Source organism: Hypericibacter sp. (genome assembly GCF_050729195.1).
Taxonomy (GTDB): domain Bacteria; phylum Pseudomonadota; class Alphaproteobacteria; order Dongiales; family Dongiaceae; genus Hypericibacter.
In genome coordinates this window covers 1-10198 of the sequence record NZ_JBOHKS010000161.1, presented here as the reverse complement: position 1 = coordinate 10198, position 10198 = coordinate 1, and the positions used below count along the sequence as shown (strand labels likewise).

General features: G+C 67.1%; 13 protein-coding genes. All 13 read left to right on the top strand.

Features of this window, described 5'->3' with window-relative positions; all coding sequences use genetic code 11:
• Positions 1–77 precede the first annotated feature (77 nt).
• The 13 genes from ffh (at position 78) to leuD (ending at position 10160) form a co-directional block, all read left to right on the top strand.
• Positions 78–1430 (top strand): signal recognition particle protein, encoded by a 1353-nt coding sequence (gene ffh / locus ACREE8_RS12495; protein WP_431573331.1) that lies wholly within the window; start codon positions 78–80, stop codon positions 1428–1430.
• 10 nt (positions 1431–1440) lie between these two features.
• The gene (locus ACREE8_RS12490; RefSeq protein ID WP_431573330.1) at positions 1441–1857 is read left to right on the top strand and encodes a VOC family protein; all 417 of its coding nucleotides are present in this window, start codon (positions 1441–1443) and stop codon (positions 1855–1857) included.
• Positions 1858–1932: 75 nt separating this feature from the next.
• On the top strand, positions 1933–2301 hold the full coding sequence (gene rpsP, locus ACREE8_RS12485) for a 30S ribosomal protein S16 (RefSeq protein ID WP_431573329.1): 369 nt from the start codon (positions 1933–1935) through the stop codon (positions 2299–2301).
• Positions 2302–2331: 30 nt separating this feature from the next.
• Positions 2332–2868 (top strand): ribosome maturation factor RimM, encoded by a 537-nt coding sequence (rimM, locus tag ACREE8_RS12480; protein ID WP_431573328.1) that lies wholly within the window; start codon positions 2332–2334, stop codon positions 2866–2868.
• A gap of 38 nt (positions 2869–2906) precedes the next feature.
• Entirely contained in the window at positions 2907–3644 is a 738-nt protein-coding gene (trmD, locus tag ACREE8_RS12475; protein ID WP_431573332.1) for a tRNA (guanosine(37)-N1)-methyltransferase TrmD, read from the top strand.
• The gene (gene rplS, locus ACREE8_RS12470; RefSeq protein ID WP_431573327.1) at positions 3641–4042 is read left to right on the top strand and encodes a 50S ribosomal protein L19; all 402 of its coding nucleotides are present in this window, start codon (positions 3641–3643) and stop codon (positions 4040–4042) included. Before trmD ends, rplS begins: the two co-directional genes overlap by 4 nt.
• Positions 4043–4167: 125 nt before the next feature.
• Complete coding sequence (leuC, locus tag ACREE8_RS12465) at positions 4168–5574, top strand: 3-isopropylmalate dehydratase large subunit (protein ID WP_431573326.1); 1407 nt, start codon at positions 4168–4170, stop codon at positions 5572–5574.
• Between the two features lie 174 nt (positions 5575–5748).
• On the top strand, positions 5749–6252 hold the full coding sequence (locus ACREE8_RS12460; protein ID WP_431573325.1) for a GNAT family N-acetyltransferase: 504 nt from the start codon (positions 5749–5751) through the stop codon (positions 6250–6252).
• A 104-nt stretch (positions 6253–6356) separates the two neighbouring features.
• On the top strand, positions 6357–6644 hold the full coding sequence (locus ACREE8_RS12455) for a hypothetical protein (protein ID WP_431573324.1): 288 nt from the start codon (positions 6357–6359) through the stop codon (positions 6642–6644).
• A 166-nt stretch (positions 6645–6810) separates the two neighbouring features.
• A complete protein-coding gene (locus ACREE8_RS12450; RefSeq protein ID WP_431573323.1) occupies positions 6811–7488 on the top strand; it encodes a response regulator transcription factor in 678 nt (225 codons plus the stop codon).
• Positions 7485–8831 carry a sensor histidine kinase gene (locus ACREE8_RS12445; RefSeq protein WP_431573322.1) on the top strand — a complete coding sequence of 449 codons (1347 nt, stop codon included), beginning with the start codon at positions 7485–7487 and terminating at the stop codon, positions 8829–8831. The genes ACREE8_RS12450 and ACREE8_RS12445 overlap by 4 nt, the downstream gene beginning before the upstream one ends.
• A gap of 139 nt (positions 8832–8970) precedes the next feature.
• The gene (locus ACREE8_RS12440; protein ID WP_431573321.1) at positions 8971–9462 is read left to right on the top strand and encodes an RDD family protein; all 492 of its coding nucleotides are present in this window, start codon (positions 8971–8973) and stop codon (positions 9460–9462) included.
• An 80-nt stretch (positions 9463–9542) separates the two neighbouring features.
• Entirely contained in the window at positions 9543–10160 is a 618-nt protein-coding gene (leuD, locus tag ACREE8_RS12435) for a 3-isopropylmalate dehydratase small subunit (protein WP_431573320.1), read from the top strand.
• Positions 10161–10198: the final 38 nt, after the last annotated feature.

Sequence of the window (10198 nt, the reverse complement as noted above, 5' to 3'; positions counted from 1 at the left end):
CATCGCTTTTGGGCTGATCGCAGCGCTTTTCGAGACCCGAACCCACACACTTAAACCACCGGGCTTCTGCACCGACGATGTTCGAGAGCCTTTCCCAGAAACTGTCCGGCGCCTTCGAGCGGCTGACCCGGCGCGGCGCCCTCTCCGAGGGCGACGTCGACGAGGCGCTGCGCGAGGTCCGCGTGGCCCTGCTCGAGGCCGACGTCGCGCTGCCGGTGGTGAAGGACTTCATCGCCAGCGTGCGCGAGGCGGCGGTCGGCGAGGCGGTGCTGAAGAGCATCACGCCGGGCCAGATGGTGGTGAAGATCGTCCATGACCGTCTGGTCGAGGCGCTGGGTGGCGGGGCCGAGGGCATCAATCTCACCACCACGCCGCCCGCGGTCCTGCTGATGGTGGGCCTGCAGGGCTCGGGCAAGACGACCAGCACCGCCAAGATCGCGATGCGCCTGACGCGCCGCGACCGCAAGCGTGTGCTGATGGCATCGCTGGATACGCGCCGCCCGGCGGCGCAGCAGCAATTGGCGACGCTCGGTCAGCAGGCCGAGGTCAAGACGCTCAACATCGTCCATGGCGAGCCGCCGCTCGCGATCGCGAAGCGCGCGCTCCAGACCGCGACGCTCGAAGCCTTCGACGTGCTGATGCTCGACAGCGCCGGCCGTCTCCATATCGACGACGAGCTGATGGAAGAGATCGCGGCCATCAAGACCGCGACCAAGCCGATCGAGACCCTGCTGGTGGCCGACGCCATGACCGGCCAGGACGCCGTCAACGTCGCCAAGACGTTCCAGGATCGCATCGGCGTCACCGGCATCATGCTGACGCGCGTCGATGGCGATGCGCGCGGCGGCGCGGCCCTCTCGATGCGCGCCGTCACCGGCCAGCCGATCAAGCTCCTGGGCGTCGGCGAGAAGCTCGACGCGCTCGAGGATTTCCATCCCGACCGCATCGCCGGCCGCATCCTCGGCATGGGCGACGTGGTCAGCCTGGTCGAGAAGGCCGCCGAGCATATCGAGCAGGCGGAGGCCGAGCGCCTCGCCAAGAAGATGCAGAAGGGCCAGTTCGATCTCGACGATCTGGCCGACCAGCTGAAGCAGCTGCAGAAGATGGGCGGGATCGGCGACATCCTCGGCATGCTGCCGGGCGTGGCCAAGATCAAGGCGCAGATGAAGAACGCCAAGATCGACGACAAGGTGATCGGCCGCCAGCGCGCCATCCTCTCGTCGATGACCCGCAAGGAGCGCAAGAATCCCGACCTGATCAAGGCCTCGCGCAAGCAGCGCATCGCCGCCGGCTCCGGCACCTCGGTGCAGGAGGTCAATCGCCTGCTCAAGCAGCACCAGGAAATGGCGCGCATGATGAAGCAGATGGGCAAGATGGGGCAGAAGGGACTGATGCGCCAGGGCATCCAGTCCATCCTGCCGCGCGGATAAGGGGACGATCATGACGACGCGCCCGAACGGCTGCTTCTCGCATGTGACGATCGGCAGCAACGATCTGAAGCGCTCCACCGACTTCTTCGACGCGGTGCTGTCGCCGCTCGGCCTGACCCTGCTCTTCCCCTATGAGGGCGAGGCCTACGGCTATGGCCGCAAGGGCATCGACACGCAGGGCGCGCCGGTCTGGGTCCTGAAGCCGTTCGACGGCCGCGCCGCGGTCCCCGGCAATGGCGTCCATGTCGCCTTCATCGCGCCCAACCGCCATGCGGTCGATCTCTTCTACGCCAATGCGCTCAAGCATGGCGGCAAGGACGAAGGCAAGCCGGGGCTCCGGCCGAACTATCACGCCCATTACTACGCCGCCTATGTGCGCGACCCCGACGGCAACAAGCTGCAGGCGGTCTGCCATGATCCGGAATAGGACCGGCCCGAATAACTTGAGTCAACGCAACCGAACCGAATAACAAACGATCAAACCTGAGGAGCAACGAGACACATGTCGCTTAAGATTCGCATGAGCCGCGGCGGCGCCAAGAAGCGCCCCTTCTACAGCATCGTCATTGCGGACTCGCGCAGCCCGCGCGACGGCCGCTTCATCGAGAAGGTCGGCACCTACAACCCGATGGTGACCCGCGAGAGCGGCAACCGCGTCCTGCTCAAGAAAGAGCGCATCGAGCATTGGCTGAAGATGGGCGCCACCCCGTCCGAGCGCGTCCAGGGCTTCCTGGCCGAGATCGGCCTGGCGGAAAAGCCCAAGCAGCATGTGCAGACCACCAAGCACCTGCCGAAGAAGAAGGCGCAGGAGCGCGCGACGGCCGCTGCCGACGCGAAGGCCAAGGCCGGCGCCGAAGCCCCGGCCCAGTAAGCACGAGCCCCAGGACCGATTCTCGACATCATGGCGGAGCGCCGCGACATGGACGAAACAGGCAAGGCACGGGTGCTGGTGGGCGTGATCGCCGCCGCGCATGGCGTGCGGGGCCTCGTTCGCGTCAAGAGCTTCACCGCCGATCCGAAGAGTGTCGCGTCTTACGGTGAGCTGAGCGACGAGCGGGGGCAGCGACGCTTCCGCCTGAAGCTGCAGGGCCAGGCCAAGGACGGCGTGATCGCCCAGATCGACGGTGTCGCCGATCGCGACGCGGCCGAGGCGCTGAAGGGCACCAGGCTCTATGTCGGCCGCGAGGCCTTGCCCGAGATCGGCGCCGATGACGAGTTCTACCAGGCCGATCTGGTGGGACTGCGGGTCGAGGCGCGCGACGGCAAGACCCTGGGTCGGGTCAAGGCGGTGCTCAATTTCGGCGCGGGCGACCTGCTGGAGATCGAAGGCGAGGGCGTCAGCCTGATGCTGCCCTTCACCAAGAAGGTGGTGCCGCTGGTCGATCTGCCGGGCGGCCGCCTGGTGGCCGAACCGCCGGCCGAGGTGGAGGCGCGATGATGATGACCGCCAAATCCTCGACGCAAGCCGATCCCGCGATGAGCAGCCAGACGACGCGCTGGCGCGCCAGCGTGCTGACGATCTTCCCGGACATGTTCCCGGGTCCCCTGGGCCAGTCGCTCGCCGGCAAGGCGCTCGAGGCCGGCCTTTGGGCGCTCGACACGATCGACATCCGGACGTTCGCCAGCAGCAAGCATGCCTCGGTCGACGACACGCCCTTCGGCGGCGGTCCCGGCATGGTCATGCGCCCCGACGTGATCGACGCGGCGCTCGAGGCGGCGCTGGCACCGGGCGAGAAGGCGATCTATTTCAGCCCGCGCGGCCGCGTGCTGGACCAGGCGCTGGTGCGCGAGATCGCGGCGCGGCCCAAGGTCACGCTGCTCTGCGGCCGCTATGAGGCGGTCGACCAGCGCGTGCTCGACGCGCGCGAGGTCGAGGAGATCAGCCTCGGCGATTTCGTGCTGTCGGGTGGCGAGCCCGCGGCGATCGCGCTGATCGACGCGGTGGTGCGCCTGCTGCCGGGCGTCATGGGCGCGCCCGAAGGCCTCGACGAGGAAAGTTTCGAAGCGGGTCTGCTCGAATACCCGCATTACACCCGGCCCGCCGACTGGCAGGGCCGCGCCGTGCCGGAGATCCTGCTCTCCGGCCATCACGAGAAGATCCGCCTCTGGCGTCGCCAGCAGGCGGAAGACACCACGCGTGCGAGGCGGCCCGATCTCTGGGCCCGTTACCTCGCCCGCAAGACCGATTCCAAGAAGAAGGAAGCCAAGCGATGACGACGTTGCAAGAAGTTGAGAAGAGCCAGGTGAAGAAGCTGGCCGCGACCGCCAAGCTGCCGGAGTTCCGTCCCGGCGACACGGTGCGCGTGAATGTGAAGGTGATCGAGGGCGCGCGCGAGCGTATCCAGGCGTTCGAGGGCATCTGCATTGCCCGCCGCAATGCCGGCCTCAATTCCTCCTTCACCGTGCGCAAGATCTCCTATGGCGAAGGTGTGGAACGCGTGTTCCCGCTCTTCAGCCCGCGCGTGGAGTCGGTCGAGCTGATCCGCCAGGGCGATGTCCGCCGGGCGAAGCTCTATTATCTCCGGGGCTTGCGCGGCAAGGCGGCCCGCATCAGCGAATCCACCCGCGAGCGCGGCGGCGACGAAGCGGCCGGCGAAGCGGCGGAAGGCTGAGCATTCTATGATCTCCCTCGCCCCGCATCTTCTGCGGGGAGAGGGCAGGGGTGAGGGGCCTTGGACGGCTGAAACGCCGTTCCCATATCGGAAGGGCCCGTATTCGGACTGACCGAGGCACGACAATGGCCACACCGCGCACGCTTTACGACAAGATCTGGGACAAGCACCTGGTGGATCGCCAGGAAGACGGCACTTGCCTGATCTATATCGATCGCCACCTCGTCCATGAGGTGACGAGCCCGCAGGCTTTCGAAGGCCTGCGCACCTCCGGGCGCAAGGTGCGCCGGCCGGAATCGACCTTGGCGGTGGCCGACCATAACGTGCCGACGACCGACCGCTCGAAGGGCATCGCCGAGCCGGAATCGCGGATCCAGATCGAGACCCTCGAGAAGAACTGCGCCGAGTTCGGCGTGCCCTATTTCTCGATGGACGATATCCGCCAGGGCATCGTCCATATTATCGGGCCGGAGCAGGGCCTGACCCAGCCGGGCCAGACCATCGTCTGCGGCGACAGCCATACCTCGACCCACGGCGCCTTCGGTGCGCTCGCCTTCGGCATCGGCACCTCCGAGGTCGAGCATGTGCTGGCGACCCAGACCCTGATCATGGCCCCGGCCAAGAACATGCGGATCACGGTCGATGGCCAGCTGCCGCTGGGCGTCACTGCCAAGGACATGATCCTCGCCATCATCGGCAAGATCGGTACCGCGGGCGGTACCGGCCATGTCATCGAGTATGCGGGCGACGCCATTCGCGCGCTCTCGATGGAAGGCCGCATGACGGTCTGCAACATGTCGATCGAGGCGGGTGCCCGCGCCGGCCTGATCGCGCCCGACGAGACCACGTTCGAATATGTGAAGGGCCGGCCGATGGCCCCCAAGGGCGCCGTCTGGGAGCAGGCCGTCGCCTATTGGCGCACGCTGCCCTCCGATCCCGGCGCGCATTACGACCGCGAGGTCGTGCTGAAGGCGGCCGACATCGTCCCGCAGGTGACCTGGGGCACCAGCCCCGAGGACGTGCTGCCGATCACCGGCGCCGTGCCCGATCCGGACAAGGCGACGGATGCCGGCAAGCGTGACGCGATGAAGCGTTCGCTCGACTATATGGGCCTCAAGCCCGGCACGAAGCTGAATGAGCTCAAGGTGGATCGCGTCTTCATCGGCTCCTGCACCAATGGCCGCATCGAGGATCTGCGCGAGGTCGCCAAGGTCGCGCAGGGCCGCAAGGTGGCGAGCCATGTCAACGCCATGGTGGTGCCGGGCTCCGGTCTGGTGAAGGAACAGGCGGAATCCGAAGGTCTCGACAAGATCTTCATCGCGGCCGGCTTCGAGTGGCGCGAGCCCGGCTGCTCGATGTGCCTGGCGATGAATCCGGACCGGCTCGAGCCCGGCGAACGCTGCGCCTCGACCTCGAACCGCAATTTCGAAGGCCGCCAGGGCCGCGGCGGACGCACGCATCTCGTGAGCCCCGCCATGGCCGCCGCCGCGGCGGTGACCGGCCACCTCACGGATATCCGCGAGCTGAAGTAGCGGTCTCTCGCTATCCCCTCCCCCACTTCTGGGGTAGGGCAAGGGAGGGGGATGACGCGATGGATCGGACCGAAACGCTGTCGACGTTGCGGCTGTCCGATGTCGCAGTGGCACCCGCCGAGCAGCCCCCTTCCTAACCTTCCCCCGTTCCGGGGGAAGGGATAAATCATGCTTATGGCGTCCTCTTCCATCCGCATCCGCCCGGCGACATCCGGTGACGCACCCTTCATCGAGCGGGTGCATCGCGACGCCATTCGCGGCGCGGCGGGCGGGCCCTATTCGCGCGCGGAGCTCGAGAGCTGGATCGCGGGCCTCCATCCCGATCGCTATCGCCAGGCGATGGACCAGCTCGGCGAGCGCATGCTGCTGGCGGAAGCACCGCGCCGCATCGTCGTCGGCTTCTGCTCCTGGCGCGAGGACCGCGTCATCGGTCTCTATATGCTGCCGGATTTCACCGGCCAGGGCGTCGCGCGGCGCCTGCTGAGCCGGGCGGAAGCGGCCATCGCCGCGGCGGGCCATGGCGAGGTCACGCTCGGTGCCAGTCTCCCGGCCTTGCCCTTCTATGAGCGCTGCGGCTATCGCGTGACGCATCGGCATGATTGGCAGACCCGCGGCGGTCTGGTCCTCCCCATGGCGGACATGACGAAATCGCTGGCCTCGCCGCGGGCTCGGGCCTGATCGATCCAGCGTCAGCTTCGCGACAGCCTCCCTTGGGCATTCTCCGGGTCGCCGGCCGCAGGAAGCGGGACGGCCATCACCCCTGACCTGGAGAACCCCCGCGCATGTCCCTGTTCCGCAACTTCGGTCCCTCGATCGCCGCGCTCGGCCTTGCCGCCACCGTCCTCGGTGTCGGGCTTTCCTGCGCCCTGACGCCCGCCTGGGCCGGGACCCAGAGCTGCTCGGCGGCGATCAAGGCCGTGACCGAAACCGCCAACCAGCAGTCCGACGGCACAAAGAAGGACAAGGCCCTGAAGTTCCTGGCCGAGGCGCAAGACGAGCTGGCCGACGAAGGCGACGAGGAAGACTGCATGAGCCAGGTCGAGAAGGCCAAGAAAGTGCTGGGACTCTGAGTTCCGATCGACGCGGGCCTCCAAGGGCAGCCCGCGCACGAGGTGTCCGGGAGCGCCGCCCCCGCGGGGCTTCCGGATGCTCCCACCGCCTGGGCTTAGGCCTCGCTAAGCCCCCTGCCGCTGGCGCAGACTATTCCCCTCTTCCCGATCGCGAGCCTTCCGATCCATGCGCCTGCTCCTGGTCGAAGACAATGATCGCCTGGCCCATTTCCTGGCGAAGGGATTGGGCATGGAGGGATTCGCCGTCGATCATGTGGGCCTGATCGAGGATGCCGAGGCGGCGCTGGCGACGATGCGCTTCGACGCCATCCTGCTCGATCTGGGCCTGCCCGATGGCGACGGCATGGATCTGCTGAAGCGCCTGCGGGCCCGCAACGACACCACGCCCATTCTCGTCACCACGGCGCGCGGGGATCTGGGCGACCGGTTGCGCGGTCTCGATGGCGGCGCCGACGATTATCTGATCAAGCCCTTCGAGATCGCCGAGCTGGCGGCACGCTTGCGGGCCCTGATGCGCCGGCCCGGCGCCGTGATGAGTCGCGAGATCGACCTGGGCAATCTGCGCTTCGATGCCGAGAGCCGCACCGCGACTGTCGCCGATCGCGCGCTGACGCTGGGAAGGCGCGAGACCGATCTGCTCGAGGCCTTGATCCGGCGCAGCGGCCGCGCGATCTCGAAAGCCGCCTTGGAGAACTCGATCTATGGCCTCGCCGGCGAGGTCGAGCCCAATGCGCTGGAGGTGCTGGTCTCGCGGCTGCGCCGGCGCCTGACCGAAGCCGGAGCCACGGCCCAGATCCACACGCTGCGCGGCATCGGTTATCTCATGTCGGACGGCACGCCGTGATCTCGCCGAAGCGGGTGCCGCCGGCGGCGCCGCGACGCCCCACCGGCAGCATGGCCTCACGCCTGGGCTGGCGCCTCGGCGGCCTCTTCGTCGCGGCCTTTCTGGTCGCGGGCCTGCTGCCCTACATCAACAGCCGCAACGATCGCACCGAGGTGACGGCCGAGACCCTCCAGGCCGATATGCGATCGCTGGCCCAATCGATCGCGCGTGAATCCGATGGCCGCCTCGCCGTCGGCCTGCCGCCCGACATCCACTTCGCTTATCAGGTGCGCGACGAGCATGGTGCCGTGCTCGCAGTTTCGCCGGATTGGGAGGGATTGCATAAGGCAGCCCCCTTCGCGTCGTCACCCGAATTGCAAGTCACGGTCGTGAGCGGACGCGTCGATACGGCGTCGGGGCCGCTGCTGCTCGACGTGATGCTGAACGACAACGCGCCGACCCTGCTCGATGGCATCGTGAACGAATGGGGCGACGAGATCCTGCCGCTGTTGCTGCCGGTGCTGGCCGCGGCACTCTTGATCGGCGTCTGGACCATCCGGCGGAGCCTGGCGCCGCTGGCGCGCGTGGCCGAAGCGGCCTCGAGCATCACGCCGCGGGAGACCGGTGTGCGGCTGCCGGGCGACGATCTTCCGGCGGAGCTGCTCCCCCTCGTGACAGCGGTCAATGACGCGCTTGATCGCCTGGCGGAGGGATTCCGTCATCAGCGCGAGTTCGCGGCCGATGCCGCCCATGAGATGCGCACGCCGCTCGCCATCCTCTCCGCCCATATCGAGACGCTGCCCGACAAGGCGGCGGTCGCATCGCTGAAGCAGGACCTGGCCGGCATGCGCCGGCTGGTCGACCAGATGCTGGCGGTGGCCGAGCTCGATGCGCGGCCGCTGCATGTCGGCGACGCGGTGGATCTGGCGGAGGTGGCGATCGAGCTGGCGACGGCCATGGCGCCGCTCTGCCTGGCGCAGCATCGCGACCTGTCGGTGATCGGCGGCGAGCGGCCGGTCATCGCTCACGGCGACAGCACGGCCTTGCGCCGGGCCCTGCGCAATCTGGTCGAGAACGCGATCGCCCATACGCCCGCGCAAACTTCCATCGAGATCCATGTCGCCGATGCGACACCGGGTCGCGGTCCCCGCCTGATCGTGCGGGATGCCGGTCCCGGCTTCGCGCCCGCCGATCGCGCGCGGGTCACGCAGCGCTTCTATCGCGGGCGGCGTGCCAAGGGACCCGGTGCCGGGCTGGGCCTCGCCATCGTCGAACGCATCATGACGGTTCATGGCGGCCGGCTCGAGATCGGCGAGGTGCCGGGCGGCGGCGCGGACGTGGCCTTGTGTCTGCCGCCGCTCTGAGCGCCCGCTTCCCGCCGATTAACCCTGTTTTACCCGACATCTGCCCAAGACCCCGGCTTTGGCCTATGCTTGCGGCCGGGGCGATTTCCCCTTCTCGAATGGGTTATTCAAAAATTGTCGGGCAGCCCTTAGGAAAAAGATGGCGCAAGCCTCGGTGGAGCAGAGCGGGGCCGTGGCCTTGCGCTATGGCGGCTTCTGGCGCCGGGCGGTCGCGGCCCTCATCGACAGCGTGATCATCGGCATCGTCATGTCTGTCATCGGCATGTTCCTGCCGATCGTCGAAAATGCCGGCATGAGCAACATCTCGCCTTCGGAACAGGCGGCCGGCATCGCCGCGGAGGTCAATCTGACGACCCTCGGGACGGCGATCCTCCTCGCGGGCGGCTGGCTCTACGCGGCCCTCCTGGAGAGCAGCCCCCGACAGGCGACTTTCGGCAAGATGGCGCTGTCTCTCCGGGTCACGGACATGGAGGGCGAGCGGATCAATTTCGCGCAAGCCTCCGGCCGCTTTTTCGCCAAGCTCCTTTCGTTGATGGTTTTTCTGATCGGATTCGTGATGGTGGCCTTCACCCCGCGCAAGCAGGGGCTCCACGACATGCTGGCCAAAACCCTGGTCATCCGGCGATCTTAGCGGTAAAACCAGCGGCTTAGCCGCCCCGGCCAGCCCTTCCTCGGGCCCTGTCCGGACGGCCTTCCCCATAGGTGATGGCGATGCAGAAATTCACCACGCTCCGCGGCGTCGCGGCGCCCCTGCCGATGAGAAATGTCGACACCGACATGATCATCCCGAAGCAGTTCCTGAAGACCATCAAGCGCACCGGTCTCGGCAAGCATCTCTTCGAGGAGATGCGCTACGAGGTCGACGGCAAGGAGAAGCCCGATTTCGTGCTGAACCAGCCGGCCTATCGCAAGGCCGCGATCCTGGTCGCGGGCGAGAATTTCGGCTGCGGCTCGAGCCGCGAGCATGCGCCCTGGGCGATCATGGATTTCGGCATCCGCTGCGTGATCGCCACGAGCTTCGCCGACATCTTCTACAACAACTGCTTCAAGAACGGCGTGCTGCCGATCAAGATGCCGAAGGAGATCATCGACAAGCTGATGGACGACGCGAGCCGCGGCTCCAACGCCATCATCGAGGTCGACCTCGAGAAGCAGGAGATCAAGGGTCCGGACGGCGGCACCGTCCATTTCGACATCGATCCGTTCCGCAAGCGCTGCCTGCTCGAAGGCCTCGACGATATCGGCCTCACGATGGAGAAGAAGTACGAGATCGACGACTTCGAAAAGAAGCAAAAAGAAGCGCAGCCCTGGCTGCACGCCGCGGAGTAGGACTTCCGGGCAGCAAACGCACGGTGTCATCCCGATAC

What these genes read in the sequence shown, in the direction of transcription:
- ACREE8_RS12440 (WP_431573321.1), top strand. Translation starts at nt 8,971, where the DNA reads ATGGCGCAAGCCTCGGTGGAGCAGAGCGGGGCCGTGGCCTTGCGCTAT.
- rimM (WP_431573328.1), top strand. Translation starts at nt 2,332, where the DNA reads ATGGCGGAGCGCCGCGACATGGACGAAACAGGCAAGGCACGGGTGCTG.
- ACREE8_RS12490 (WP_431573330.1), top strand. Translation starts at nt 1,441, where the DNA reads ATGACGACGCGCCCGAACGGCTGCTTCTCGCATGTGACGATCGGCAGC.
- trmD (WP_431573332.1), top strand. Translation starts at nt 2,907, where the DNA reads ATGAGCAGCCAGACGACGCGCTGGCGCGCCAGCGTGCTGACGATCTTC.
- rplS (WP_431573327.1), top strand. Translation starts at nt 3,641, where the DNA reads ATGACGACGTTGCAAGAAGTTGAGAAGAGCCAGGTGAAGAAGCTGGCC.
- ffh (WP_431573331.1), top strand. Translation starts at nt 78, where the DNA reads ATGTTCGAGAGCCTTTCCCAGAAACTGTCCGGCGCCTTCGAGCGGCTG.
- ACREE8_RS12450 (WP_431573323.1), top strand. Translation starts at nt 6,811, where the DNA reads ATGCGCCTGCTCCTGGTCGAAGACAATGATCGCCTGGCCCATTTCCTG.
- leuD (WP_431573320.1), top strand. Translation starts at nt 9,543, where the DNA reads ATGCAGAAATTCACCACGCTCCGCGGCGTCGCGGCGCCCCTGCCGATG.
- rpsP (WP_431573329.1), top strand. Translation starts at nt 1,933, where the DNA reads ATGTCGCTTAAGATTCGCATGAGCCGCGGCGGCGCCAAGAAGCGCCCC.
- ACREE8_RS12455 (WP_431573324.1), top strand. Translation starts at nt 6,357, where the DNA reads ATGTCCCTGTTCCGCAACTTCGGTCCCTCGATCGCCGCGCTCGGCCTT.
- ACREE8_RS12460 (WP_431573325.1), top strand. Translation starts at nt 5,749, where the DNA reads ATGGCGTCCTCTTCCATCCGCATCCGCCCGGCGACATCCGGTGACGCA.
- leuC (WP_431573326.1), top strand. Translation starts at nt 4,168, where the DNA reads ATGGCCACACCGCGCACGCTTTACGACAAGATCTGGGACAAGCACCTG.